22 protein-coding genes and 1 pseudogene are annotated in these 25,734 nt (G+C 52.7%); 10 read left to right on the top strand and 13 right to left on the bottom strand.

Annotation, left to right across the window (positions count from 1 at the left end):
- Window positions 1-4 precede the first annotated feature (4 nt).
- Window positions 5-469 (bottom strand): MarR family winged helix-turn-helix transcriptional regulator, encoded by a 465-nt coding sequence (locus B9P82_RS11020; protein ID WP_049041985.1) that lies wholly within the window; start codon window positions 467-469, stop codon window positions 5-7.
- A 148-nt stretch (window positions 470-617) separates the two neighbouring features.
- Window positions 618-782, bottom strand: a complete 165-nt coding sequence (locus B9P82_RS11015) for a DUF1127 domain-containing protein (RefSeq protein WP_016155606.1) — start codon at window positions 780-782, stop codon at window positions 618-620.
- 177 nt (window positions 783-959) lie between these two features.
- On the opposite strand from B9P82_RS11015, the gene B9P82_RS11010 reads away from it, so the two are divergent.
- The gene (locus B9P82_RS11010) at window positions 960-2,372 is read left to right on the top strand and encodes an aminotransferase-like domain-containing protein (RefSeq protein ID WP_047358390.1); all 1,413 of its coding nucleotides are present in this window, start codon (window positions 960-962) and stop codon (window positions 2,370-2,372) included.
- A 51-nt stretch (window positions 2,373-2,423) separates the two neighbouring features.
- Here B9P82_RS11010 and B9P82_RS11005 read toward each other — a convergent pair.
- Window positions 2,424-2,927: pseudogene (locus B9P82_RS11005) on the bottom strand (Rpn family recombination-promoting nuclease/putative transposase).
- A 230-nt stretch (window positions 2,928-3,157) separates the two neighbouring features.
- On the opposite strand from B9P82_RS11005, the gene B9P82_RS10995 reads away from it, so the two are divergent.
- The 3 genes from B9P82_RS10995 (at window position 3,158) to mdtM (ending at window position 6,237) form a co-directional block, all read left to right on the top strand.
- Window positions 3,158-3,973, top strand: coding sequence for a helix-turn-helix transcriptional regulator (locus B9P82_RS10995; protein ID WP_101700342.1), 816 nt, complete (start codon window positions 3,158-3,160; stop codon window positions 3,971-3,973).
- 48 nt (window positions 3,974-4,021) lie between these two features.
- Complete coding sequence (locus B9P82_RS10990) at window positions 4,022-4,672, top strand: LysE family translocator (protein WP_101700341.1); 651 nt, start codon at window positions 4,022-4,024, stop codon at window positions 4,670-4,672.
- A gap of 323 nt (window positions 4,673-4,995) precedes the next feature.
- Window positions 4,996-6,237 (top strand): multidrug efflux MFS transporter MdtM, encoded by a 1,242-nt coding sequence (mdtM, locus tag B9P82_RS10985; RefSeq protein ID WP_101700340.1) that lies wholly within the window; start codon window positions 4,996-4,998, stop codon window positions 6,235-6,237.
- Between the two features lie 92 nt (window positions 6,238-6,329).
- Here the strand turns inward: mdtM and metC are convergent, their stop codons facing one another.
- Window positions 6,330-7,520 carry a cystathionine beta-lyase gene (gene metC / locus B9P82_RS10980; protein WP_016155600.1) on the bottom strand — a complete coding sequence of 397 codons (1,191 nt, stop codon included), beginning with the start codon at window positions 7,518-7,520 and terminating at the stop codon, window positions 6,330-6,332.
- 30 nt (window positions 7,521-7,550) lie between these two features.
- Window positions 7,551-8,783, bottom strand: coding sequence for a dicarboxylate/amino acid:cation symporter (locus tag B9P82_RS10975; protein ID WP_003019196.1), 1,233 nt, complete (start codon window positions 8,781-8,783; stop codon window positions 7,551-7,553).
- A gap of 219 nt (window positions 8,784-9,002) precedes the next feature.
- Between B9P82_RS10975 and B9P82_RS10970 the strand changes: the two genes are divergently transcribed.
- The 4 genes from B9P82_RS10970 (at window position 9,003) to B9P82_RS10955 (ending at window position 13,161) form a co-directional block, all read left to right on the top strand.
- Complete coding sequence (locus tag B9P82_RS10970; protein ID WP_016151563.1) at window positions 9,003-9,929, top strand: LysR family transcriptional regulator; 927 nt, start codon at window positions 9,003-9,005, stop codon at window positions 9,927-9,929.
- A 75-nt stretch (window positions 9,930-10,004) separates the two neighbouring features.
- The gene (locus B9P82_RS10965; protein ID WP_095715655.1) at window positions 10,005-11,285 is read left to right on the top strand and encodes a DUF445 domain-containing protein; all 1,281 of its coding nucleotides are present in this window, start codon (window positions 10,005-10,007) and stop codon (window positions 11,283-11,285) included.
- Between the two features lie 96 nt (window positions 11,286-11,381).
- Complete coding sequence (locus tag B9P82_RS10960; RefSeq protein ID WP_101700339.1) at window positions 11,382-12,569, top strand: MFS transporter; 1,188 nt, start codon at window positions 11,382-11,384, stop codon at window positions 12,567-12,569.
- A gap of 190 nt (window positions 12,570-12,759) precedes the next feature.
- Window positions 12,760-13,161: a hypothetical protein gene (locus B9P82_RS10955; RefSeq protein ID WP_049269974.1), complete on the top strand. Its 402-nt coding sequence runs from the start codon at window positions 12,760-12,762 to the stop codon at window positions 13,159-13,161.
- Between the two features lie 61 nt (window positions 13,162-13,222).
- Here the strand turns inward: B9P82_RS10955 and B9P82_RS10950 are convergent, their stop codons facing one another.
- The 5 genes from B9P82_RS10950 to uxuA all read right to left on the bottom strand — a co-directional run bounded on the left by B9P82_RS10950 (window position 13,223) and on the right by uxuA (window position 19,027).
- Window positions 13,223-14,260, bottom strand: a complete 1,038-nt coding sequence (locus B9P82_RS10950) for a porin (RefSeq protein WP_101700338.1) — start codon at window positions 14,258-14,260, stop codon at window positions 13,223-13,225.
- Between the two features lie 176 nt (window positions 14,261-14,436).
- Entirely contained in the window at window positions 14,437-14,646 is a 210-nt protein-coding gene (locus tag B9P82_RS10945; protein WP_016151558.1) for a hypothetical protein, read from the bottom strand.
- Window positions 14,647-15,293: 647 nt separating this feature from the next.
- A complete protein-coding gene (uxuR, locus tag B9P82_RS10940; protein ID WP_029139754.1) occupies window positions 15,294-16,067 on the bottom strand; it encodes a Uxu operon transcriptional regulator in 774 nt (257 codons plus the stop codon).
- Window positions 16,068-16,288: 221 nt separating this feature from the next.
- Entirely contained in the window at window positions 16,289-17,764 is a 1,476-nt protein-coding gene (locus B9P82_RS10935) for a fructuronate reductase (protein WP_101700337.1), read from the bottom strand.
- 78 nt (window positions 17,765-17,842) lie between these two features.
- Window positions 17,843-19,027 carry a mannonate dehydratase gene (uxuA, locus tag B9P82_RS10930; RefSeq protein ID WP_016151555.1) on the bottom strand — a complete coding sequence of 395 codons (1,185 nt, stop codon included), beginning with the start codon at window positions 19,025-19,027 and terminating at the stop codon, window positions 17,843-17,845.
- Between the two features lie 260 nt (window positions 19,028-19,287).
- Here uxuA and gntP point away from each other — a divergent pair, with 260 nt between their 5' ends.
- The gene (gene gntP / locus B9P82_RS10925; RefSeq protein WP_019078289.1) at window positions 19,288-20,631 is read left to right on the top strand and encodes a gluconate permease GntP; all 1,344 of its coding nucleotides are present in this window, start codon (window positions 19,288-19,290) and stop codon (window positions 20,629-20,631) included.
- 49 nt (window positions 20,632-20,680) lie between these two features.
- Here the strand turns inward: gntP and B9P82_RS10920 are convergent, their stop codons facing one another.
- Genes B9P82_RS10920 through B9P82_RS10910 form a run of 3 tightly spaced genes read right to left on the bottom strand, consistent with a single transcriptional unit; the run spans window position 20,681 to window position 23,523 of the window.
- Window positions 20,681-21,373 carry a LutC/YkgG family protein gene (locus tag B9P82_RS10920; RefSeq protein ID WP_016151553.1) on the bottom strand — a complete coding sequence of 231 codons (693 nt, stop codon included), beginning with the start codon at window positions 21,371-21,373 and terminating at the stop codon, window positions 20,681-20,683.
- On the bottom strand, window positions 21,366-22,793 hold the full coding sequence (locus tag B9P82_RS10915) for a LutB/LldF family L-lactate oxidation iron-sulfur protein (RefSeq protein WP_016151552.1): 1,428 nt from the start codon (window positions 22,791-22,793) through the stop codon (window positions 21,366-21,368). The genes B9P82_RS10920 and B9P82_RS10915 overlap by 8 nt, the downstream gene beginning before the upstream one ends.
- Before the next feature lie 10 nt (window positions 22,794-22,803).
- Window positions 22,804-23,523 carry a (Fe-S)-binding protein gene (locus B9P82_RS10910; RefSeq protein ID WP_101700336.1) on the bottom strand — a complete coding sequence of 240 codons (720 nt, stop codon included), beginning with the start codon at window positions 23,521-23,523 and terminating at the stop codon, window positions 22,804-22,806.
- 580 nt (window positions 23,524-24,103) lie between these two features.
- Here B9P82_RS10910 and B9P82_RS10905 point away from each other — a divergent pair.
- Window positions 24,104-25,657: an L-lactate permease gene (locus tag B9P82_RS10905; RefSeq protein WP_101700335.1), complete on the top strand. Its 1,554-nt coding sequence runs from the start codon at window positions 24,104-24,106 to the stop codon at window positions 25,655-25,657.
- Window positions 25,658-25,734 lie beyond the last annotated feature (77 nt).

Genomic DNA, 25,734 nt, shown 5'->3' with positions numbered 1-25,734 from the left:
GTTTTTAGTGTTGATTGTCTTCTTCGCGGATTGTCCGCAAATTGCAGGCGAGTTGATTTAAGGTCGCGCTGAATGAGGCAAGCTCCGCTTCGGGAATGGTGCAGGTGACGCGATGTTGATATGTCTCAATCACCCGGTTAAGTTCTTCAAGCCTTGAGCGGCCTTGCGCGGTCAGCGTTAGCAGACGGATGCGTTTGTCATAAGGCGATGTGGAACGCAGCAGATAGCCCTGCTTTTCCAGCTGAGAAAGGGTGCGCATCAGCGGCGGCAGTTCAATGCCCTGCATTTGTGCCAGTTCACTGACCGATACGTTGTCTCCCAGTTGATACAGTTGCATCAGTACCGTCCAGCTTGACTGCGTCAGGCCAGTATCAGTGATGGCAGCATCAATAATGGCCCGCCACTGACGTACCACCATAGCCATGCGCATCCCCATCGGACGGCGGGCAAACAGTTCATCTTCCGTCATCTTACTTTCCCCTCATCGCTGAGAAGAAAATAATGCTTATCAGGGTAAGTATCAAGAAACAGACTGTCCAGAAGCATGAATTGATAAATATTGTGAATATAAAAGAGGCCGGGGCGATAACCCTCCAGCCTCTGTCGATGGAAGAAAATCACTCCACCTGATCGCGTCGCAACCCGACGTCCCGCAGCCGCTCATTACTCATCTGTTGCAATACGCGCCGCGTTTGCGCCCGTAACCGCCACGCCTTATATGCCCGCCAGATCAGAACAAACCCAATAAATGGCTGCTTTGCTTTATTCTCATGAAATTCCATACCTTGCCTCCCCGCCTTGTCTGAGGCTTTATCTTCACGGATTTGGCCCTAAGCAATACAGACTCACAAAGTACTTTTATTTAACATACAGATTGGTTAAAAAGGGTTCTGCATCGCTTTTTTCACGCCAATCTGTACTGGTTTTTTAATCTGTATGATACCCATGAGGGATACAGCATGACGCGTTATCAACATCTGGCCAATCTGCTGGCCGAACGCATTGAGCAGGGGTTGTATCGCCATGGCGAAAAACTGCCTTCGGTACGTAACCTGAGTCAGGAGCACGGGGTTAGTATCAGCACCGTCCAGCAGGCGTATCAGATGCTGGAACAGCGGCAACTGATCACCCCGCAGCCGCGTTCCGGTTATTTTGTCGCGCCGCAAAAAGCGCTGCCGCCCGTACCGCCGATGTCACGCCCGGTGCAGCGTCCGGTCGAGATAACGCAGTGGGATCTGGTGCTGGATATGCTAAAAGGGCATAGCGATAAATCTGTGATCCCCTTCAGCAGCGGCGCGCCAGATGTCAGTCAACCGAGCCTGAAACCGCTCTGGCGCGAGCTCAGCCGCGTAGTGCAGCATAATCTGAAGGCGGTGCTGGGGTACGACAAGCTTCCCGGCAGCCAGGATCTGCGCCAGCAGATCGCCCGTCTGATGCTGGACAGCGGTTCAGTCCTCAACGCCGATGATATTGTGATAACCAACGGGAGCCAGAGCGGAATGTCGCTGGCGCTGCTGGCGGTTTGTCAGCCTGGGGACATTGTCGCCGTTGAATCCCCCACCTACTACGGCACAATGCAGCTACTGCGCGGCCTGGGGATCAAGGTGATTGAGATCCCAACCGATCCGGATACCGGGATCAGCATTGAAGCGCTGGAGCTGGCGCTGGATCAGTGGCCGATCAAAGGCGTGCTGCTGGTTCCCAACTGCAACAACCCTCTCGGGTTCATTATGCCGGATGCGCGTAAGCGGGCGGTGCTCGCCCTCGCCCAGCGTCACGACATCGTCATTTTTGAAGATGATGTGTATGGCGAACTGGCCACAGAGTATCCGCGCCCGCGTACGATCCACTCCTGGGACAGTGACGGCCGGGTAATACTCTGCAGTTCGTTTACCAAATCCGTAGCCCCAGGACTGCGCGTGGGTTGGGTGGTTCCCGGTCGCTATTACAACAAACTGCTACACATGAAGTACGCCGTCATTGGTACTAACGTTCCCGCTACGCAGCTGGCAGCAGCCTCCTTTGTGCGCGAAGGTCATTACCATCGGCATATCCGGCGTATGCGCCAGATTTATCAGCGTAATATGGAGATCTACACCTGCTGGGTACGGGAATATTTTCCCTGCGGGATCTGCGTCACTCGACCGAAAGGCGGCTTTATGCTGTGGGTCGAGCTGCCGCTCCAGGTCGATATGGTCTGCGTCGCTAAGCAGCTCTGTCGCCTGAAAATCCAGGTCGCACCGGGATCGCTGTTCTCCGCATCCGGAAAGTATCGCAACTGCGTACGCATCAACTGCGCGTTGCCGCCAAACGAGAAGCATCAGGAAGTGATGCAAAAGCTCGGCGAGGCGGTAAAGATGGCGATAGAGTAAACCGGACCGCCCGGTGATTCCGGGCAGGCGATTATACGATTTAAGTCATATCTAATGACTTAAACCCTGAATATCTTCTGCGGAAAGCCGGGTAATTTTTTGTACCGTGCAGATATCAATACCGTCTGCCAGCATGGTGCGGGCAATACGGAGCGCCTCATCACGTCGTCCTTCTATAAGCCCTTCTTGTCATCCTTCCTGTAACCCCTCTTGTAACCCTTCCAGCCTGCCTTTTTGTAGCCCTGCCTCATGCAATCTGTCGGCGATCGTCATCAAATGCTCCTTATACTGCGGTGAACGTTCGGCAACCTCACGAATAAACTCACTGAATCGAGGCGCATCGCCAGTTCGTAAAATATAATTAAACAGCGTCTTTCTCTGGCTGTCATTAGTCAGTCCGGTAAGTAGCAGGGAAACAATTTGCTCGACCAGCCCCATTAGGTCGCGCAGCGAAGCGGGAAGATGTATTTGTAGAAAATCCCGAGCTGTCTCAGGGTGGCGCAAAAAGGTTTTAAAGACCGCATCATGCGGGGTGGAAGTCGGTGCTTTGTTCATGGCGATCCATCACCTGGAAATAAGATGCCGTGACTGTAGCGCTGGTAAACCACACCCTCACCTGTAACTTTCTCTCTTTGCGAGGCGATTTCCGGGATAAAAACGCCCCTTTGTAACGTCTGCATTTGTCTGGAACGCATCACGCAAAATCACGACTTCAATGCACATTCCCGCTTTTTCACCGCAGGGCCTGTGCTATAACAAATCATCACTTTCATGGAGGACACGATGTGACGCATACCCGAGATATTCCACAATCGTTCTGGCGTGATGAGCAACTGCCGTGGCTGGAGCTTCGCAGCACCTGGCAAAGTCAGCAGGCCTATAAGCGCCATCACCACTCTCAGCTCTCGATTGGGGCAATTCTCGAGGGAGGAACCTGCTGCCTGTGCGATGACAAGGAATACCATCTGAAGGTGGGCGATCTCATTGTGATCCCACCACTGGCACCTCACAGCTGTAATCCCGTCAACGGGAAATTTCGCAGCTATCACATGCTTTATCTTGATGCCCGGTGGTGTCTTACCCATCTGCCTGCGCTGAACAGCAATCAACGGCTTAGCACGTGCACTCCTGTTATCCGCGATCCGCAATTATTCCAGTGCTACATGCACCTTGTGGCGCTCATGCCGCAACGGCAAACGACGCAGATAACTGATGCCGCACAAGCATTGCTGCGCTCGCTGCCATTGCAGTCGGTAACACCGGAAAACCTAAGCGTCACCAGCCAGTATCTGCGCGAGCGGTTGCAGTCCAGTTTGCTCTCCCCACCCTCGCTGGATGAGCTGGCAAATGAGTGTCACATGCGTAAAGAGACGCTGATTCGGACCTTTAAGCAGGACACCGGGCTGACGCCGGGAAATTATCTGAACATCGTGAGGATTGACTATGCCCGTCAGCGGCTACGGGCCGGGGACGAGATTGTCGATGTCGGCTATCAGAGCGGGTTTGCCGACCAGAGCCATTTCCATCGCACCTTTGTTCGCTACACAGCAGCCACACCACGCCAGTACGCATTGGGACGATCAATATCAGACAATAATTAGCGTTGCGTCAGGCGTACGCTGATCTCTGTTTCATTTTCTGAGGTCGCTATGTCGCTGCTTGCTGAACTTTTTCCGTCTGCTTTTCCCGCGTTGGCGCTGGCGCATTTTGTTGCACTACTCAGCCCAGGGCCGGACTTCTTTTTACTGGTCGGTTACGCCGTACGTTACCGAATGCGCGGCAGCGCCGGGCTGTGTGTGGGGATCGCCATCGGCAACGGGCTGTATATCCTGCTGGCGATTATTGGTTGGGGGATCCTGCGCCAGCTTCCCCTGCTGTTTACGGTTATCGAACTGCTGGGCGCGCTCTATTTATTGTGGATAGGCAGCCTGCTGATACGCAGCCGCCCGCAACCCCTGACCGGAGCAGACGCCCAGTCTACCTGTCCAGGATTTGGTAAACAGCTGCTGCTGGGATTAGGCTCGTCGCTGCTCAACCCAAAAAATGCGCTGTTCTATCTGGCGCTGATGACCGCCCTGCTCGGCCCGTCGGTGACGCTGCTGCAACAAACCATGAGCGGGATCTGGATGACCAGCGTGGTGTTGTTCTGGGATCTGCTGATCGTGATGTTCATCGGCTTACCGCAGATCCAGCGACGGTTAACCAGAGGGATATTGTGGATCGAGCGTATCGCCGGCGGCGTATTGATCGTCTTCGGTTGTGCAATCGCGCTGCGTTTTCTGCAGAGCGTCACTTTCTGATAAGCGTGACGATTTTCTGCAAATAAAGCGGATAAACTCGTTTAATTAATATCCAATCCGCATTACACTTTGGGTGGCTATTATCCATTCAACCAATTCTTCCCGAGGTGCGATGTGCTGATTGTTACCTGTAATCGTTACGTTTTCTGACCCGAGTCTGAAAACGTTTCTCCTGTTTGCGCCTCGCGCAGGCAGCGTTTTTGATTACATGAAATTCAGTACATTTGCAGTCTGCTTTTTTCTGTCATCGGTCTGACGTCTCAAAGACGGTATTGAATTTCGCTATTCCCGTTGAGGGTTTTCTCCCGAAAAGGAGCTGTTTTATGCAACGGATTCTCGCGTTTTTCTCCCAACGCACCACGACGCTATTTTTTCCTGTCGCGTTGATTTTATATGACTTCGCCGCTTATCTGTCGACGGACCTGATCCAGCCAGGCATCATCAATGTGGTGCGTGATTTCAACGCCGACGTCAGCCTGGCCCCCGCTGCGGTGAGCCTCTATCTGGCTGGCGGCATGGCGCTGCAATGGCTGCTGGGACCGCTCTCCGACCGGATTGGCCGTCGACCGGTGCTGATTGCGGGGGGGTTAATCTTTACGCTCGCCTGCGCTGCCACGCTATTGACCACCTCAATGACGCAATTTCTGGTCGCCCGATTTGTACAGGGCACCAGCATCTGCTTTATCGCTACCGTTGGCTATGTCACGGTGCAGGAAGCTTTTGGGCAAACGAAGGCCATAAAGTTAATGGCGATAATCACCTCCATTGTGCTGGTTGCGCCGGTTATCGGCCCGCTCTCCGGCGCAGCGCTGATGCACTTTGTACACTGGAAAGTCCTGTTTGCCATTATCGCCGCCATGGGGTTTATCGCCCTGATAGGGCTAGCGTTAGCAATGCCGGAAACCGTTAAGCGCGGCGCGGTGCCGTTCAGTGCACGCGGCGTACTGCGTGATTTCCGCGACGTTTTCCGCAACCGGGTGTTCTTGTTTGGCGCAGCCACGCTGTCGTTAAGCTATATCCCGATGATGAGCTGGGTGGCGGTCTCGCCGGTGATCCTGATCGACGCTGGCGGTATGAGCACATCAGAGTTCGCCTGGGCGCAGGCACCGGTCTTTGGCGCGGTGATCGTCGCCAATATGGTGGTTGTTCGTTTTGTGAAGGATCCAACCCAGCCACGCTTTATCTGGCGGGCGGCACCCATTCAACTGAGCGGACTGGCGGTGCTGATTGCCGGCAATTTGCTGTGGCCGCACGTCTGGCTGTGGTCGGTGCTGGGAACCAGCCTGTATGCGTTTGGCATTGGTATGATCTTTCCGACGCTGTTCCGCTTTACGCTGTTTTCCAACAACTTACCGAAGGGTACGGTCTCGGCGTCGCTGAATATGGTCATCCTGACGGTGATGGCGGTTTCTGTCGAAATCGGACGTTGGCTGTGGTTTAACGGCGGCAGGATTTCGTTTCATCTGCTGGCGGTTGCGGCGGGTATTGCTGTCGTCTTTACCCTGGCAGGCTTACTGAAGCGGGTTCGCCAGCATGAAACAACAACGTTAGCCACTGAAAACTAACCAGCCGGATGGCACTGACGCTTATCCGGCCTATGTCGTAGTGATAGGCCGGATAAGGCGCCTGCGCCGCATCCGGCAACCATCACATTATCTTAAGCAATGCGCGCAAACCCTGCTTCCAGATCGGCAATCAGGTCGCCAATATCCTCAAGGCCAATATGCACCCTGACCAGGGTGCCGCTGAAATCCACCTCTCCGGCTGGGCGAATGCTGTTCAGCTCTTCTGGCTGATTCGCCAGAATAAGCGACTCAAATCCGCCCCACGAATAGGCCATATGGAACAGCGAGAAGTTATCGAGGAAATTCGCCATCTGCTCGTCGGTCAGTCTCTTTTTCAGCACAAACGAGAACAGGCCTGAGCTTCCGGCAAAGTCACGCTGAAAATACTCGTGCCCCGGGCATTCCGGTAATGCCGGATGATTCACCCGCGCCACTTCCGGCCTTGCCGACAGCCAGCGGGCAATATGGATGCTGCTCTCCTGATGCTGCTTAAGACGTACCGCCAGGGTGCGCAATCCACGGCTGCCGTTGTAGGCCGTATCGGCATCCAGCGTTTGCCCCATCAAATAGGAGTTCTCGCGCAGACGATCCCAACAACGCGCGTTGGACACCGCCGTGCCCAGCATGCCGTCCGAATGACCGATGGTGTACTTCGTTCCCGCCTGAATGGAAATATCCACGCCATATTCCAGCGCTTTGAACAGCACACCCGCCGCCCAGGTGTTGTCGATCATAATGACAATCTCCGGATTAACCGCGCGGATAGCTTTCACCATCCCCGGTACATCCTGGACTTCCATGGTGATCGAACTTGGCGATTCGAGGAATACAACTTTCGTTTCCGGACGCAGAAGATCAACGATACCAGCACCAATCAACGGATCGTAATACGTTGTTTCCACATTGAATTTACTCAGGATCTTATTGCAAAAATCCTGGGTTGGCTCGTAGGCCGCGCCCGTCATCAAAATATGATCGCCACCCTGAACAAACGCCAGAATCGCATTGGTCACTGCCGCAGCGCCGCACGGGTAAAGCGCGCAGCCAACGCCGCCTTCCAGTTCGCTCATTGCCTTCTGGAAGGCAAAGTGGGTGTAGGTTCCGCGACGACCGTAAAACAGCTCGCCATTTGCGCGATTGGCGGTGGCGAATTTTTTGTCTTTCACGGTATCAAACACCAGTGAAGAGGCGCGCTGGATAACCGGATTCACCGCTCCCTGGGTGTAGCGTTTGTCGCGACCCGCAACAACCAATTGCGTCTCAAGCTTCATTGCGTCTTTCATAACATCTCCTGTTCTTAATCCGTGTGAAACCTATACCACCGCAGCAGTAGAGTTTATTTCAGTGTTGGTCTGCTTTTTTCCAGCGAACCGTTCAACAATCTGCGCCGCATTCAAATCATGGATAACGTTAATCAGTGTGGCAGGCGCATCGGTAATCGTGCCCAGCACTACCAACATCGGGATCGCTTCCATTGGCAGGCCCAGCGTAGTGACGATAAAGATTTCACCGAGGAATGCCCCGCCCGGTACGCCGCCGACGATAATGGCGGAGAGCACCGCAATCAGCATGGTCAGGAAGAAGGTCTCGGTGGTGAACTCCATGCCCAGCACGGAATAGATAAAGACAATTTTCAGCGCGGCAATCATCGCCACGCCACCTTTGTTCAGGTTAACCAGTAGCGGAATGGAGACATCAACGATTTCCGGGTTAATCCCCATCGCCTTACCGGCACGCAGCGTCACCGGGAGAGTCCCCAGCGAAGAGCAAGTCCCCAGCGCAGTCGCAGACGGTTCAATCGCATTACGCCAGAAGGCTTTGACCGCCGGAATACCGCCGCCAATATACGAATAGAGAATCGAGCCAAAAACAAAGTAGACCAGCGTGGCCACCATGAACAGGCCGATGGCGCGAGCAAAGGTCAGCAGCAGTGCAGAGTCCTGACTGGCCATAGTGGCAGCGAAATAGCAGCCTAGGCCAATCGGCGCGACCTTCATAATGATCGAAACGATCTTCATGATCACGGTATTGGCATCTTCCAGCAACGACGCAATACGCTTACCGGCCTGATCCGATTGACCAATCGCCACACCAGCAATAATCGCCATCACAATCAGCGCCAGAATATTGGACTTAGAAAACAGTCCGATAAAGTCGCTGGTCGTGATCATGCTGACAAAATCCATCTTACCGCTGCCCGCCTGCACCGACTGCGAAAGATCGATAGTGACGCCCTGCGCCGGGTTATACCATAGCGCCAGCGCAACGATCCCGGCAGCCGGAATAAAGGCCATTGCGATCGAAACAATAAAGATAATCGCCATAATGCGCCCCAGCCTTTTCAGGTCGGTCATACTGGCGATCGAAGACATGACGCTGATCCCCACCAGCGGCACAATAATCATAAATAGCAGATTTAAGAATATCTGGCCGATTGGCTGGAGTTTACTTGCAAACGAGGGGGCATAAATACCTAATAAGCCGCCAATCACCAGAGCAACTAATAAAATAATCGACGATCTGTAGGGTTCGAGTCGTGACCACATAATCGGTACCTTTAGAATAATATTTAATGAGATTAAATTCACAATGTGATGAGTTTCCGTTTCGCCTCCTTTTATTTTGTGACGTAACTCACCTAAGTTGTTATTTTTTCATTTTGCCAGCAAGTTGTTTCCTGTGATTCAATAGTTACATGTTTAAAACGCGAATGTAACGGCCTATTCGTACCGTTTTTGCAAATCACTTGTGAATAAAAGGAAACTATGAGTACGCCGATTTCACTCAAGCATCTGGAGTTTTTCATTAAAATCGTCGACTGCGGAGGATTGTCAGAAGCCGCGGCGCAGCTCAACGTCTCGCCATCTGCGGTCAGCAAAAGCCTGGCGGCAATGGAAGATACGTTAGGCACGACATTAATTAAACGTACCACCCGCAGTATTACCCTGACCGATGCCGGGCAATATCTCTTTAACCGCGCCAATAAGCTTTTGAAAGAATTCGATGAAACGCTGAATACCACCTCCGGTTATTACCACAGCCCGCAAGGTGAATTACGCATAACCTGCTCAATTGCGTTTGGTTATTCCCGGCTGGTGAACCTGGTGGATAAATATCGTTCCCAGTTCCCAGATGTGAATCTGTATATCGATCTCAACGATAACTTCGTGAATCTGAACGAAACGGATTTCGACATCGCCCTGCGAATCTCCACCGCACCACCGCAGAACTACGCAATGCGCAAGCTGGTGCCTGTCCGCTGGGCGTACTGCGCCTCACCCGGCTACCTTGCCAAAAAAGGCATGCCCCAGCGTCGTAGCGATCTGGTCAATCATGATTGCCTGGTTTACCCAGGTCTCACGCCGGTGCTGAAGGTGGCGGATGAACAGGATCGTCTGCATCAGTTAAAACTGCATATGCCTATCCAGGCCAACAGCAGTCTGGTATTGCTGAAATCGGTGTTAGAAGATCAGGGAGTGGCGTATTTGCCCACCTATCTGATTGGCGATCATATTCAAAAAGAAGAGATAACGCCGCTGATGCTCGACGGCACCATCACCTGCGAAACCCACGCCCTGTATGCGCTCTATTTTCCCAGTAAGTACAGCAATCCGAAGGTGCGATCGTTTATCGATTTTCTGGTGGCGGAACTCGGCCCCTTACCCGCCTGGGACAACTGGATCCCAGAGTAAGCTTTGCACGTCTGAAAATGGGAGGCGCTCCACATTTTTTGCGCGATCCCCCCGTCTGGCTCTATCCTTAAGCCTATGAATAAAATTGCTGAACTCAAACGCGCCAAGCGACTGGCGCTCTCATTGCTGCTGATGGCCGCCGCTACCTTCGTCATCACGCTGTTTCTGCCGCCTAACTTCTGGGTGCTCGGGATCAAAGCGATCGCCGAAGCGGCGATGGTCGGCGCGCTGGCGGACTGGTTCGCCGTGGTGGCGCTTTTTCGACGGGTACCAATCCCGTTCATCTCGCAACATACGGCGATTATCCCGCGCAATAAGGATCGGATCGGGGAGAACCTTGGTCAGTTTGTGCAGGAAAAATTTCTCGACACCCAGTCCCTGATCGCCCTGATCCGCCGCCATGAACCGGCGTTGTTGATCGGTAACTGGTTCAGCCAGCCGGAAAACGCCCAGCGAATTGGCCAGCATCTGCTGCAGATCATGAGCGGTTTTCTCGAACTCACCGACGACGCCCGCATTCAGCGGCTGATCAAGCGGGCGGTGCACAAAGCCATCGACAAGGTCGATCTCTCCGGTACCAGCGCGCTGATGCTGGAAAGCATGACCAAAAACAATCGCCATCAGGTGTTGCTCGACACATTGATCGCCCAACTTATCGCCCTGCTCCAGCGCGACAGCTCGCGGGCGTTTATCGCCCGACAGATCGTGCACTGGCTGGAGACCGAGCATCCGCTGAAAGCGAAGATCCTGCCGACTGAATGGCTGGGCGAGCACAGCGCCGAACTGGTGTCTGATGCCGTTAATTCCTTACTGGATGACATCAGCCACGATCGGGCGCATCAGATCCGCCACGCCTTCGATCGCGCCACGTTTAAGCTAATCGATAAGCTCAAACACGATCCGGAGATGGCCGTGCGGGCCGAAAGCATGAAAAACTATCTGAAGGAAGACGAAGCCTTCAACCGTTATCTTGGCGAACTGTGGGCAGACCTGCGCCAGTGGGTGAAAACCGACATTAACGCTGACGATTCGCGCGTGAAGCAGCGCATCGCCAGCGCCGGACAGTGGTTCGGCGAAACACTGGTTGCCGACAGCGCCCTGCGCGCCTCACTGAATGGGCATCTGGAGCAGGCCGCGTATAAAGTTGCGCCGGAGTTCGCCACCTTCCTGACGCGCCACATCAGCGACACGGTGAAAAGCTGGGATGCGCGCGATATGTCGCAGCAAATTGAGCTAAACATCGGCAAAGATTTACAGTTTATCCGCATCAACGGCACGCTGGTCGGCGGTTCTATTGGGCTGGTGTTATATCTGTTGTCGCAAATTCCTTCCCTGCTGACGCTGGCGAATTTTTAAGGAGAAAGTAAAACGCCCATTTTTATTTTACTTTTCTTATCATTTGCACATGTAATATAACAATTATCAAACTAACAGCGTGAAATGAGAGTCCGTATGTCCCAGGGAAGCCCCGATTCAAATCGTCATGCCATCAGCGTCGCGCTCTTTGGCATGCTGGTCTTAACGCTGGGCATGGGAATTGGACGCTTTCTGTATACGCCGATGCTCCCGGTACTGCTGTCGGAAGGTCAGTTTACGTTTGACCAGCTCTCCTGGATTGCCAGCGCCAACTACGCCGGATATCTGGCGGGAAGCCTGCTCTTCTCCTTCGGGCTCTTCCATCTTCCCTCACGTTTACGCCCGATGTTGTTAACTTCTGCGCTCGCTACCGCAGGGTTGATTCTGGCAATGGCAAGCGTTAAGCAGCCCACGCTGGTGATGCTGATCCGTTTTCTGGCAGGCGTCGCCAGTGCCGGTATGATGATTTTTGGTTCGATGATCGTCCTGCATCATACCCGGCATCCCTTCGTGATCGCCGCATTGTTCTCCGGCGTTGGCGCAGGCATTTTGCTGGGCAATGAATATGTCATCAGCGGTCTGCATTTTGCGCTGTCATCACACACGCTCTGGCTGGGGGCAGCGGCAGCCTCCGCGCTGTTCTTTGTGCTACTCGTTATGCTCCTGCCATCTCGCGACCATGCGCTTCCCGCCGCCACACCGGTAAAAACAGAGCATCAGCCTATGTCCTGGTGGCTGCTGGCGCTACTGTATGGGTTGGCCGGATTTGGCTACATCATTGTCGCTACATACCTGCCACTGATGGCGAAAAGTGCCGGGTCGCCGCTGCTGACGGCCCATCTCTGGTCGTTGGTCGGCATATCGATTATTCCGGGTTGTTTCGCCTGGCTGTGGGCTGCCCGACGCTGGGGGGTATTGCAATGCCTGACGGCGAATTTACTGATCCAAAGTGCCTGCGTGGTCATGACGCTCGCCAGCGACTCCTTGCCGCTGCTGGTGATAAGCAGCGTGGGTTTTGGCGCAACGTTTATGGGGACCACTTCGCTGGTCATGCCGCTCGCCCGTCAACTTAGCGTACCGCGCAATATTAATCTGCTGGGCCTGGTCACCCTGACTTACGGCATTGGGCAAATACTCGGACCGCTATTAACCAGCCTGCTGGGAAGCGGCGCTCAAGCGATCGTTAATGCCACGCTATGCGGTGCCGTCGCCTTGTTTATTGCGGCACTGATTAGCCTCACACAATTATACAAACAGCATTTCGCCTCCCCCAAAAGGGTATAATCGACAACCTTATAAACAGGTATCTTAGGATTAGTCCGCAATCAAATGTCAACATTTAATAAACCACAAATAATCGGCAATTACCCGCCAGACAATTTATAATCCCCGGCTGTTCATTTATAAACTCAATTTAAAATGCGTAAAAATGGACATATTAACTCAGCATCAACACTATCTTCGGGAAAAGTACATGTCATGGTTTAAAAAAATACTACTGGGGTTAATTATTTTGGTGGGTTTAATTGGCACGCTAAAGGATTATAAAGACTTTGGCCTGTTTGGCGCGTTAGGATTGTTTCTTATATTCCTGTTAACAACAACATTTTTATGGCAATGGGCCTCTGGCAGGTTACCAGAGATAACCCAGCTTCAGGCCGTATTTATTTTACTGGCCAGCGCGGTAGCCTCAATTTTTGTTATCAATATGGCAATTGCCGGAAATTTGCATGTGGATTTAATGGAGGTCATGTACGTTACCATTACGCATAATCCACTTTTTTACCTGATTCTCTGCGTGGTCGCATGGGTAAAAGTGGGCATCTGGCAATGGCTGTTTAGCGGTGTACAGGTGAAAGAGAGTCAGCCAGTTTAAACACGGCAGAGGTAAAAAAGGCGTCTTAACTAAGACGCCTTTTGCATATCAGTACAAAAACCTAGAACTGATAGGTCAGACCCGCAACAACCTTGTTGTCGTCGTCTTTGCCGTCGAGCAGGTTAATTTTGTAACCCACATCAGCCACGATGTTTTTGTTGAAGTAGTAATCCGTGCCAAACGCTACGTATTCAGTCAGGTCATTATTGTTGTTGTCACGCGCGTGAACGTAACCCACGTTCGGACGCAGACCAAAATCAAACACATACGCAGCCATTGCTTCAAAGTGCTCAGCTTTATCCGCCTTCTGAATCAGGTTGTGGGACTCGCCGTACATAGTCGCGACGTAGATGGCATTAGCATCATATTTCAGACCCGCGCCCCAGAACTCTGCGTTTTCGCCATCCCATTTAGCGTCTTTATTGCCTTTCTTTTGGGCTGCTGTGATTGAACTATTTGTGTAGGTCGCAATAGCAGACACGCCGGAATCCGCAATGTTGTCATAGCCCAGGGAGAAGCCGTAGCCGTTACCGTGCTGCTTAGTCAAATTAGGTTTTGTCGGGTCTTCCGAGTTGGCATCACCTTTACCCTGGTATTGCGCACCAATGTTCAGACCATCAACGGCTCCAAAGAGATTTTTGGTGCGGAGTGTTGCAACGCCAGAAGTACGTGAAGTAAGGAAGCGGTCAGCATCTTCAAAGGAGTCGCCGCCGAACTCTGAAAGAGTGTCAGTGTAAGCTCCCACGTCGTAAGCGATACCGTAGTTACGACCGTAGTCAAAGCTAACGTCATGGCCATAATCCAGGCCAGCAAACGCCAGACGTGTATTGACGCCATTCTGAGAACCTTCTGCTTTAGAGGCATCAAACTGACTTTCAAATTGGCCATAACCGGTCAGTTGATCGTTGATTTGTGTCTCACCGCGAAAACCCAGACGCGCGTATGTACCGTCGGCATCGGTGCCGCCAGTCCAGGAATGGACCGCTTTTACTTTGCCGTACAGATCCAGTTTGTTGCCATCTTTATTATAAATTTCCGCTGCATGAACGGAGGTTACCCCTAATACCATTACAGCTAATGCCATTGCTGACTTTTTCATGTTATTACTCACTTTTAATTGTGAATTTTGCTATCAACTTTGTTATGAAGGCAGAATACCCGCATAAAAAAGCCCCCTATGGAAAAGGGGAAAACCTCTAACACACCAATGAAGGTAATAATAAAGTGGCAAGACACATATCATTTGGGGTTAAATAAAACCCGAACAGAGAGTAATTACTTGGATTCTTCGTTTACGCTCTCATTAACAGAGCGATATAACATTATTGCTTCGGCAATAATATCTTGTTTACTTTTACGGGTTTCAAATGCCAGCGTACGAACATATTCCCACAGAGAGGTATCGACACGGGCACTTAAAAGAACCATATCTTTTGAACGGGTACCCCTGGCCTTTCTAATATCGGGGTAATCTCGAGAGGGCATTATCATCTCCTGAACGCAAACACGCTTATGGCGATGAAATATGCAGTCAGTGTAAAAACATGTCAACGGCAAAATACAGTGACAATAGTAATGAAACTGTTAATAACGGACAAAAAACTGGAACAGCATTTCAAATGAAAGATAACTTGATTATAGAATAATGTGTAATTTTAACTTTACATATATTCACTTTTATTCATTTGATTAAAAAAGCCATAACTATTGACAATAAGCATGACCTCAAATCAAAACATCATTACAGCCAATAAGTTACGTGCCGTTATTAATGTCTACATTTCCGTGAAGCGCCTGTTTTTATGCACTGTTATTCCGGGCTGCCTCGCTCTGACCACCGCGGAAATCAGTTTGATTCTCACTTAACACAGGCCCATTTTGTCTAAAAATAAGCACGGAAAGGTAAAAATAAGGTAAACAATGCATTTTTTCGCATGCAAAAATAAGTTGTTCTTAATTGATATAAATCAATTTTCACCGCGTAACGACGGAGGAAAAATCATCATCTGAGGTGATGGAAAGCTTTTTTTACGTGACGTTCATGACGAGAAAAAAGCGTTGTTATGCAATAAGCTTTTGTGCTGAAAAGTGTCGCGCGGGCTGCAACAGCCCGCATGGGAGAGAAAGGAAAATCAGGCGTTAACTTTATCCAGCGGCCAGGAATCAAACAGATAGCCATCAAAGTCGATATCATCAACATTTGAAAACTCCAGCAGGCGCTGTTTGACGTTTTCCAGATGCTGCCACATTGCCAGCTTGGCTGCGCGGGCATCCTTTTTGATTAATGCCGCCAGGATCTGTTTGTGGTCGCCCATCCACTCTTTACGGTAATGGGTATCGTCAAGGTGGCTATGGAGCTGGATCCACATCGGGTTGTTTTCACGCCACTGCCATGACTGGCGAAACAGCTCCACCAGCATGCTGTTATGCGTGGCTTCAGCTATGGCGAGATGGAACTGCATGTCGCCGCTTTCAGAACCGTTCGCTTCGCTGGAGGCCAGCTCCCGCTCTTCCAGCTGTAACGCCTGGCGCATTTTAACGATATCTTCACGCGTAGCCTGCAGCGCGGCGAATTCGGCGATATTGCTTTCCAGCAGCTGTCGCGCCTGCAGCAGCTCAAACGGGCCCGCGTCATTGCAATGATTGACATCCGTACTGTCGATGGTCTGCGCATCTGCATTGTCGAGTACGTAGATCCCGGCGCCGCGACGCACGTCCACCAGACCTTTAATTTCCAGCATAATTAACGCTTCGCGAACCACCGTGCGAGTGACATTGAGCATCTCAGCAATTTCACGTTCCGGCGGCAAACGCTCCCCGGGCTGGTACGGCGTCTGGACAATCAGATCGCGGATCATTGCACCCACTTCCTGGTAGGGTCTTTGTTGAGAAGTGTTCGATTTCATCGTGTTATGTCCGTCAGATGCGTCAATTCAGATCCGTAGGCCGGATAAGGCACATGCGCTGCCAACCGGCACCTGTGCCGTTGGCTGATGGCGACGCTGACGCATCTTATCAAGCCTACAAAAAACGTTTTTTCGCCTGAACTATAGCATTTGCGGGAAGCCAAAAACAGAAAACGGGTCAACCAAATCAGCATTTTGATTGACCCGTCATACTTCGGGGATTATGCGTCAGCGCTTAACGCCGCAACGCACTCGCGTGCGCCGTGTTCACACAGTTGTTGATACGTCGCGATAATTGTCTCAACAAAATCAGCGTGTTCCGCCAGATCATGGCCAAAAATGCCGCTCAGCCCCAGCAGCGCCGTCACGCGTTCGGCCCCCTGGAACTGTTGGTTAATGCGCTGGAACTCAGCCAGCAAGGGGTCGACAACATCAATGGCCTGCCCCTGTTCATCCACGCCACGGGTGTAGCGCATCCAGCCCGCCACGCCCAGCGCCAGGTGACGCCAGTCGCTGGCGTTTTGCAGATGCAGACGCACCGGATCCAGCAGGCGCTGCGGCAATTTCTGGCTGCCGTCCATCGCAATCTGCCAGGTGCGGTGACGCAGTGATGGGTTGCTGAAACGCTCAATGAGCAGCGTCGCATAGGCGTTAAGATCGGTGCCTTCCGGCATCGACAGCGTCGGCGCTTGCTCCTGCATCATCAGCGCGAACGCCGCTTTGCGGTACGCCGGATTTGTCATGGTATCAGCGATAGTTTCATAGCCGCCGAGATAGCCCAAATACGCGAGGAAAGAGTGGCTGCCGTTGAGCATACGCAGTTTCATCATTTCAAACGGCACCACATCGGCAACGAACTGCGCACCAACATTATCCCAGTCAGGGCGACCGTTAACAAAGTTATCTTCGATAACCCACTGACGGAATGGCTCACAGGCGATAGCACACGGATCGTACACGCCCAACTGGTCGGCAATCTCTTGCAACGTTTCTGGCGTCGCCGCCGGAACAATGCGGTCTACCATGGTGCACGGGAAAGTGGCATTAGCCTCAATCCACTGCGCCAGCTGCGGGTCGCGCGCCTGCGCCAGACCCAGCACCGCGACTTTCGCCACATGACCATTTTCACGCACGTTATCGCAGGACATCACGGTAAAGGCCGCAAGCCCTTGCTCACGACGCAGATGCAGCGCCTGTACGATGTAACCAATCGCCGATTTTGGCGCGCCTGGATTCGCCAAATCGTGTTTAATCAGCGGGTTATTGAGATCTAACTGACCGCTGGCAGCATCAGTGCAGTAGCCTTTCTCCGTGACCGTCAGCGAGACAATTGCCGTCTGCGGGCGCGCCATAGCCTGTAAAATACCATCACAACCGTCAAGCTCCGGGTGCAACGCTTCTTTCATCGAGCCAATCACTTTCAGCACGGTGTTGTCCGCGCCTTTTTCCGCCACGGTATACAGCAGTTGCTGTTTGCGCAGGTTTTCAATCAGGACGCGATCGTTACCCGGCATCAGGTTAACTTCACAGATCCCCCAGTCGCTGTCGGTGGTTTCCAGCAGATGATGGGTGTACAGCGCCTGGTGCGCGCGGTGAAATGCGCCGCATCCCAGGTGAACAATGCGGGATTGCAGGCGCGAGCAGTCCCATGCAGGGCGAGCAACCGGCAGGTTGCTATTGGCAATTGTCGTTGTCATCGTGAACTCCAGAACCCGTTGAATGACCAACGGAAGAGAAAAGAAAAAGCCGGCCAGACAGGTGGCCGGCAACTCGCTTTAGCGGCTAAAGAAAGCGCGCTGGATAGCCATCTCAACGCCACGCACTTCCGCCAGCCCTTTCAGGCGACCAATCGCGGAGTAGCCTGGGTTGGTTTTCTTTTTCAGATCGTCAAGCATCTGATGGCCGTGGTCCGGACGCATTGGGATCAGGTCCTCTTTACCCTCGGCTTTACGGCGCTGCTCTTCCTCAACGATCGCTTTCACGACTTCGTACATATCGACGTCGCCGTTAAGATGCGCCGCTTCATGGAAGGTTTTCGGGTTATCTTCACGCAGCGTGGAGCGCAGGTGGGTGAAGTAAATACGTGGGCCAAACTGTTTGATCATGTCGACCAGATCGTTGTCCGCCCGGACGCCGTAGGAGCCGGTGCACATGGTAAAACCGTTCGCCATGCTGTTGACCGTATCGACCATCCATTGCATATCTTCCACAGTGGAAACAATGCGCGGCAGGCCGAGGATTGGGCGCGGCGGATCGTCCGGGTGTACCGCCATCCGCACGCCTGCTTCTTCCGCCACAGGAATAATTGCTTTCAGGAAGACGGCAAAGTTCTCGCGCAGTGCGGCTTTATCGATATCTTTATAACGCGCAAGATGCTGGCGGAACTGGTCAAGCGTATAGCCCTCTTCCGCGCCCGGCAGACCGGCGATGATATTGCGGGTCAGACGCGCTTTGTCTTCATCGCTCATGGTGGCAAAGCGTTCATTCGCCTGAGCAATCTCTTCGGCGGTGTAATCCGCTTCCGCGCCCGAGCGTTTGAGGATGTGCAGCTCAAAGGCGGCGAATTCAATCTGGTCAAAACGCAGCGCTTTGGAGCCGTCCGGCAGGACGTATTCCAGGTCGGTACGGGTCCAGTCGAGAACCGGCATGAAGTTGTAGCACACGGTACGAATGCCACACTGGGCCAGGTTACGCAGGCTTTGCTGGTAGTTGGCGATCCACTGCTGATAGTTACCAGAACGGGTTTTAATGTCTTCGTGGATCGGTACGCTTTCGACGACCGACCAGACCAGGCCCGCCTGCTCAATAATGGCTTTGCGTTTTAGGATCTCATCAACCGTCCACACTTCCCCGTTCGGGATATGGTGCAAGGCGGTGACCACGCCCGTGGCACCCGCCTGACGTACATCCGCTAAGGTGACCGGATCGTTAGGACCATACCAGCGCCATGTCTGTTCCATCTTTTATTCCTCATTTACGTTATGGACTCGACGATATGGCACATAAATTCCTCCTTTTGGTATGACATGTCAACCTGAAGGAATGAATTGGTTAACCAAATCACGATTTTTGCTGATTAGATCGCCATTTTGCGGCCAGGAAGCGCAGTAAAGATGTAAACATGTAACGCAATGTGACATTCATCGCATCAATGGTTAACCAATGCAGATAACATCTCAACCAAAATCATAATAGTTCAACCAATAAAGGTAGACGTTATATGCATGTTCTCAATATTCTGTGGGTCGTATTCGGCATCGGTCTGATGCTGGTGCTCAATCTAAGATTCAAAATAAACTCGATGGTCGCCCTGCTGCTGGCGGCGCTCTCGGTCGGCATGCTGGCGGGTATGGACTTAATGGCGCTGCTGCACACCATGAAATCCGGCTTTGGCAGCACGCTGGGTGAGTTGGCGATTATCGTGGTATTCGGGGCAGTCATCGGTAAGCTGATGGTCGATTCCGGAGCGGCGCATCAGATTGCTCATACGCTGCTGGCGCGACTCGGTCTGCGCTATGTACAGCTGTCGGTGATCATTATTGGTCTGATTTTCGGCCTGGCGATGTTCTATGAAGTGGCGTTTATTATGCTGGCGCCGCTGGTGATCGTCATTGCCGCAGAAGCGAAGATCCCGTTCCTCAAGCTGGCGATTCCTGCCGTTGCCGCCGCCACCACCGCCCACTCTCTGTTCCCACCGCAGCCTGGTCCGGTCGCGCTGGTTAACGCCTACGGCGCTGACATGGGTATGGTCTACATCTACGGTATTCTGGTGACTATTCCGAGCGTGATCTGCGCCGGGCTTATCCTGCCGAAGTTCCTCGGCAACCTCGATCGCCCGACGCCGTCATTCATGAAGGCCGACGTACCGGTTGACCAGAACAATCTACCGTCTTTCGGCATCTCTATTCTGGTTCCGCTGATCCCGGCGATCATCATGATCTCCACCACCATCGCCAACATCTGGCTGGTGAAAGGAACGCAGGCGTGGGAAGTGGTCAACTTCTTAGGCTCCTCGCCAATTGCGATGTTTATCGCCATGATTGTCGCCTTCGTGCTGTTTGGTACCGCGCGTGGTCACGACATGCAGTGGGTGATGAACGCCTTTGAAAACGCGGTAAAAAGCATCGCCATGGTGATCCTGATCATCGGCGCGGGCGGCGTACTGAAGCAGACCATTATTGATACCGGCATTGGCGATACCATCGGTATGCTGATGTCGCACGGCAATATTTCTCCGTACATCATGGCGTGGTTGATAACCGTGCTTATTCGTCTGGCAACCGGTCAGGGCGTGGTCTCAGCCATGACGGCGGCGGGGATTATCAGCGCAGCCATTCTCGACCCGGCAACCGGTCAACTGGTGGGCGTCGATCCGGCGTTGCTGGTACTGGCGACGGCGGCAGGCTCCAACACCCTGACCCATATCAACGACGCCTCGTTCTGGCTGTTCAAAGGCTACTTTGACCTGTCGGTGAAGGATACGCTGAAAACCTGGGGTCTGCTGGAGCTGGTGAACTCCGTGGTTGGTCTGATTATCGTGTTGATCATCAGCATGATTGCATAACGTCGATACCGCTCTGGCCCGCAGCGCCAGAGCGGTTCTTTCTCCTGCCTTAACAATCCTCAATAATCAGATACACCGCCTTCACCGGGCCATGCACCCCAACCACCTTGATAAGCTCAATATCCGCCGTCGAGCTGGGTCCACTGATAATGTTAATGCACGACGGCATACGCTCACCGGCCTGCGCTTTCTGATGCAGTTTTTCTGCCAGTTGTGCCACGCGCGGCAGGATGGTGCTTTTACGCAGCACGAAAATCGAGGACTCCGGCAACAGGCTCAAAGAACGCCCGCGCTCCGGTGCGGAAAACAGCACCACACCGCCGGACTCGGTCAGGCCATACTCGGCATACACTACGCCGACTTTCGCCTGCTCGGCCTCGGTAATATTTTCGCTGCCTCGCGCCGGATCCCAGACCACGGCGTTGCATTCCTGCTGCAAGCGTTCGGTGATGCCCAGCGCCACCAGTCGGCTGTCGCCGCTCAGCACTACTGGCTGACCCAATTCTTCACACAGGCGTAGCGCTGCTTCTGCGGCCTGGTCCTCGCGAGTCAGTTCACAGCGGGCCAGCATCACTTCGCTGGCGAACTGGATAAACGCATCGCAGCGCTGCTGCGGGCTAAGTTCGGTCAGGCGCTCGTTGGCATAATTGTTAACCGGCGCGGCATCCGCTTGCGGTTCGAAACGCGGCGGGCGACCCAGCGCCTGGGCGATGGTGTTTAAAAACGCGGTACGGTTATCCATTCTTTTTCTCCTGCGCCTGATGTTTCTTAAACCAGCTACGGAAGCTCTCGCCGTCAGCATCAGGCAGATCGCGCGCCTCCATCCAGTCACCAATCGCGCCAACCTTGAGCGGGGTTTTGCCGCCATTGATAAACCAGCTTGCCGCATGCGCGCCCGCCATCATCCCCACTTTCCACAGCCCCGGATGGCTATTGGCATAAGCGAACATTTTGATCGCCCGTCGCTCGGCTTTCGGGGTAATGCCCTCCTCGGCCATCACCCGACGATGACGCAGGATCAGTTTTGACAGCGGAATACGCACCGGGCAGACGCTGTCGCAGGCCGTGCATAAGGAACAGGCGTACGGCAGGTCTTTAAAATCTTTATAGCCGCCGAGCAGTGGAGAAATCACCGCGCCAATAGGGCCGGGATAGATCGAGCCATAGCCGTGTCCGCCGATGTGGCGATACGCCGGGCAGGTGTTCATACAGGCCCCGCAGCGGATGCAGCGCAGCACATCGCGAAACTCAGAGCCCAGCACCTGCGAGCGACCGTTATCGACAATCACCAAATGGAACTCTTCCGGTCCGTCCACGTTATCCGCCTCACGCGGGCCGGTCAGCCAGGTGTTATAGCCCGTCAGACGAGCGCCCACGGCGCTGCGCGCCAGCATGGTGATCAGCACATCCACATCGGCAAAGGTCGGCGCGATACGCTCCATGCCCATCACCGCAATGTGCGTTTTCGGCAGCGTGGTGCACATGCGCGCATTGCCTTCGTTGGTCACCAGGCATACTGAACCGGTTTCCGCCACGGCAAAGTTACAGCCGGTAATACCGATTTCGGCACTCAGGAAATCCTCGCGGATCTTCTGGCGAATGAACAAGGTCATAGCTTCCGGGGTTTCCGGGCCGTCATACCCCAGACGCTCGTTCAGCACGCGGCGGATCTGATAGCGATCTTTATGAATAGCCGGGACCACGACGTGCGAAGGTGGATCCTGATCCAATTGCAGGATGTATTCCCCGAGATCGGTTTCGATCACCTGGATTCCCGCATCCTGCAGGACATGGTTGACGCCGATCTCCTCGGTCACCATCGACTTGGACTTCACCACCTTCTTCGCGTTTTTGCTGCGCGCGACCTGCAGAATGTAGGCGGTGGCCTCTTCTTTGGTTTTGGCGAAATAGACGTGGCCGCCGTTTTGCGTCACTTTCTCGGAGAGTTGATACAGGTAAGCGTCGAGGTTGCTCAGCACGTGATCGCGGATCTGGCTGGCACGATCGCGCCAGTCTTCCCAGTGGCCTAACTCATCGACCATTTTTTGTCGATTTGCGCCAATACGTTCCTGCGCATTGGCCACGGCTTTGCGCATGATCGGATCTTCTATCTGCTGACGAATGCGCAGTTTAAATTCTACATCGCTGGTTTTTATCGACATCTCTTTCCCCTCAGCGGCTCATCAGCACTTCAGCAATATGCATCACTTTGACCGGCTGGCCTTCCCGTTGCAGTCGACCGCCAATGTTCAGCAGGCAACTGACGTCTGCGCCAATCAAATATTCCGGCTGCGCATCCATCAAATGTAAGACTTTCTCTTTCACCATCTCGCCGGATATCTCGGCCATTTTGACCGAAAACGTCCCGCCAAAGCCGCAGCAGGTATCCTGATCGGCAAACGTCAGCAGTTCCAACCCGCGCACGTTTTTCAGCAGCGTGAGCGGCTCTTCCTTCACCCCCAGCTTTCGAGTCAGGCTACAAGAGGGATGATAGACAGCGCGGCCCTGCAGGCTGGCGCCGACGTCCACCACGCCCAGCTTGTTGACGATAAAGGAGGTGAGATCCTGCATACGCGCGGCAACCTTTTCGGCACGCAGCGCCCATTCCGGTTCATCGGCCAGATACGTCGGATAGCTTTTTACCGCGTAGGTACAGGAGCCTGCTGGCGAGATAATCGGATCGTCGTTATCTTCCAGGGCGACGATCAGGTTTTTCATTCCAGGGATCGCCTCTTTGATGTAACCGCTGTTAATGGCTGGCTGACCGCAACACCCTTGCTTCTCGGGGAAATTAACGCGACAACCCAGTTTTTCCAGCAGCAATACGGAGTCTCGTGCCATCCGTGATTTCAGTGCGTCACCAATGCAGGTAACAAAGAAATTTACATTCACAATAACTACTCCATTGCTTCATTTCTGTTTATTGCGCTTGATATCGCGATATCAAGCAAAGGTTCAGCCGTATTTCACGCCCAGTTTTTCTGTTTGCTGTTTTTACTAATGCCTGGGTTCATGGTGATGCTCGGGTCGTTTTCCTTTGATACCGACTCTCCGCTTCTTAAGTCAGGACAGTCGCATATGTCTGTATTTTCATTTGTATGACAAAATCAAATAATCCCCTAATCAACCCCCATATGCAACAACCAGGTTTATTTCTTTCGGTCTCGCTCACATTTTTATATTTAAAACCACAGTGTTATGAACACCTTAAAAACAGTTTCAGGTGCTTACTATTCTCATCACCAGAATTATTAAAAAGGTTATCATATAACTATTTATAGGTATTCAACTTACTCTTAAGTATATTTACATGGCATTGGATTTTAATTAAAAGATTACAATAGTTACAAAACTACAAATCATAATTACTTTATTCACTGAAGCGATTCAGTTTACATACTTTATTAACCCAGCAATGTAGCCTCCCCACCATAAATATAAATCAGGTTTAATGAACCAATCAGGAATAGCAATGAACGAATATTTTATGTTTGCCATGGCACTCTCTCCTTTACTACTGATGGTATTTTTAATATTGAAATTGAAAATGCCCATCCATTATTCCGTGTTGATCTCTTTGGTATTCACTGCCGCGCTGTCGGCCATATTCTGGGAAATGCCCGTACAGAATCTGAAAGCCGCGATAGGCTATGGCGCCCTGAAGGGGTTATGGCCGATTGTGATTGTGATCCTCGGCGCCATCTTCAGTTATAACGTCATGCAGGCGACCAAGGCGCTGGATATTCTGCGCGATATTCTCGCCAGCATTAGCGAAGATAAGCGTATTCAGGTGCTACTGATTTCATGGTGCTTCGGCGGATTCCTTGAAGCCGCGGCAGGTTATGGCACGGCGGTCGCTATTCCGATCGGCATTCTTATTGCGCTGGGATTCAACCCGCTGAAGGCGGCGATCGCTTCTCTCGTGGCGAATACCGTTCCCACCGCGTTCGGCGCGGTCGGGATCCCGGTATCTATTCTGGCGGAACAGGTTAATCTGCCGGTGTATACCTTAGGCGGAACCATTATTCTGCAGCTCGCGCTGTTTAATATCCTGCTGCCGTTTGTCATTGTCTGCATTATTGGCGGCGGCCTGAAAGCCATTCGTGGCGTATTTCTGATCACGCTGATTTGCGGCATCACCACGCTGGTTCCGCAATATTTTGTCGCCATTCATCTTGGCGCGGAATTGCCCGCCTTTGCCGGTAGCCTGTTCAGCCTGTTTGCCGTGGCGATGGTCAGTCGCCTGCGCAAAGGGAAAACCGATCCCGAGTGGCGCATTGAGGTCAGCCATACCCGCGAAACCACGCCGCGCTCGGCAAAAGTGTTGTTCCGCGTAGGCTCTATCTATCTGTTTATTTTTGTTTTTATCCTGCTGTGCTCACCGCTGTTCCCGACGATCAAAGGCGCGGCGTCCCAACTGGCCTCGGTGCTGCATTTCACGCTCGCCGACGGCAACACGCTGGCGCTGAAAGTTGAATGGGTGACCACGCCGGGGATGCTGATCATCTTTGCGACCCTTATCGGCGGTTTTATTCAGGGAGCGTCCGCGCGCGGGATGCTGGAAGTGTTTATCAAAACCATTTTCCAGCTTAAAAATTCCATTGTGGCGATTATGGCGATTGTCGCGCTGGCCACGGTAATGGATCTCAGCGGGATTATCTCCACGCTGGCCCAGTCGATTGTCGATCTGACCGGCAGTTCCTACGTCTTCCTCGCCCCAGTGATTGGCGCGCTGGGCACGTTTGTTACCGGCAGCGATACCAACTCGAATATTTTGTTCGGCAAACTGCAAACCATTGCCGCCAGTAAACTGCATATCGATCCCAACTGGCTCGCGGCGGCGAATACTTCTGGCGCAACAGGGGGGAAAATGATTTCGCCGCAGAGTATCGCCATTGCGGTTTCAGCCACCAAAATGGACGGACAGGCCAACCAGATAATGTCTGGCACCATGAAATACTGCTGCGCCTACATTGTGATCCTCGGCCTGAAAGTCGGTCTCTTTTATTACTGGTTTATGGCGTAATCCATTGTCAACCCCGTCAAATTCACGGCAACCGTATTTGACGACGCGGTGACCAAAAAGGTTTACAGCGCTTCAGG

The organism is Citrobacter sp. L55 (genome assembly GCF_002850715.1).
Lineage (GTDB): Bacteria > Pseudomonadota > Gammaproteobacteria > Enterobacterales > Enterobacteriaceae > Citrobacter > Citrobacter braakii.
This window is presented reverse-complemented; position numbering and strand designations above follow the sequence as displayed.

Coding starts and splice junctions, on each gene's coding strand:
- B9P82_RS11020 (WP_049041985.1), bottom strand. CDS start 469: ATGACGGAAGATGAACTGTTTGCCCGCCGTCCGATGGGGATGCGCATG.
- B9P82_RS11015 (WP_016155606.1), bottom strand. CDS start 782: ATGGAATTTCATGAGAATAAAGCAAAGCAGCCATTTATTGGGTTTGTT.
- B9P82_RS11010 (WP_047358390.1), top strand. CDS start 960: ATGACGCGTTATCAACATCTGGCCAATCTGCTGGCCGAACGCATTGAG.
- B9P82_RS10990 (WP_101700341.1), top strand. CDS start 4,022: ATGTCGCTGCTTGCTGAACTTTTTCCGTCTGCTTTTCCCGCGTTGGCG.
- mdtM (WP_101700340.1), top strand. CDS start 4,996: ATGCAACGGATTCTCGCGTTTTTCTCCCAACGCACCACGACGCTATTT.
- metC (WP_016155600.1), bottom strand. CDS start 7,520: ATGAAAGACGCAATGAAGCTTGAGACGCAATTGGTTGTTGCGGGTCGC.
- B9P82_RS10975 (WP_003019196.1), bottom strand. CDS start 8,783: ATGTGGTCACGACTCGAACCCTACAGATCGTCGATTATTTTATTAGTT.
- B9P82_RS10970 (WP_016151563.1), top strand. CDS start 9,003: ATGAGTACGCCGATTTCACTCAAGCATCTGGAGTTTTTCATTAAAATC.
- B9P82_RS10965 (WP_095715655.1), top strand. CDS start 10,005: ATGAATAAAATTGCTGAACTCAAACGCGCCAAGCGACTGGCGCTCTCA.
- B9P82_RS10960 (WP_101700339.1), top strand. CDS start 11,382: ATGTCCCAGGGAAGCCCCGATTCAAATCGTCATGCCATCAGCGTCGCG.
- B9P82_RS10955 (WP_049269974.1), top strand. CDS start 12,760: ATGTCATGGTTTAAAAAAATACTACTGGGGTTAATTATTTTGGTGGGT.
- B9P82_RS10950 (WP_101700338.1), bottom strand. CDS start 14,260: ATGAAAAAGTCAGCAATGGCATTAGCTGTAATGGTATTAGGGGTAACC.
- B9P82_RS10945 (WP_016151558.1), bottom strand. CDS start 14,646: ATGCCCTCTCGAGATTACCCCGATATTAGAAAGGCCAGGGGTACCCGT.
- uxuR (WP_029139754.1), bottom strand. CDS start 16,067: ATGAAATCGAACACTTCTCAACAAAGACCCTACCAGGAAGTGGGTGCA.
- B9P82_RS10935 (WP_101700337.1), bottom strand. CDS start 17,764: ATGACAACGACAATTGCCAATAGCAACCTGCCGGTTGCTCGCCCTGCA.
- uxuA (WP_016151555.1), bottom strand. CDS start 19,027: ATGGAACAGACATGGCGCTGGTATGGTCCTAACGATCCGGTCACCTTA.
- gntP (WP_019078289.1), top strand. CDS start 19,288: ATGCATGTTCTCAATATTCTGTGGGTCGTATTCGGCATCGGTCTGATG.
- B9P82_RS10920 (WP_016151553.1), bottom strand. CDS start 21,373: ATGGATAACCGTACCGCGTTTTTAAACACCATCGCCCAGGCGCTGGGT.
- B9P82_RS10915 (WP_016151552.1), bottom strand. CDS start 22,793: ATGTCGATAAAAACCAGCGATGTAGAATTTAAACTGCGCATTCGTCAG.
- B9P82_RS10905 (WP_101700335.1), top strand. CDS start 24,104: ATGAACGAATATTTTATGTTTGCCATGGCACTCTCTCCTTTACTACTG.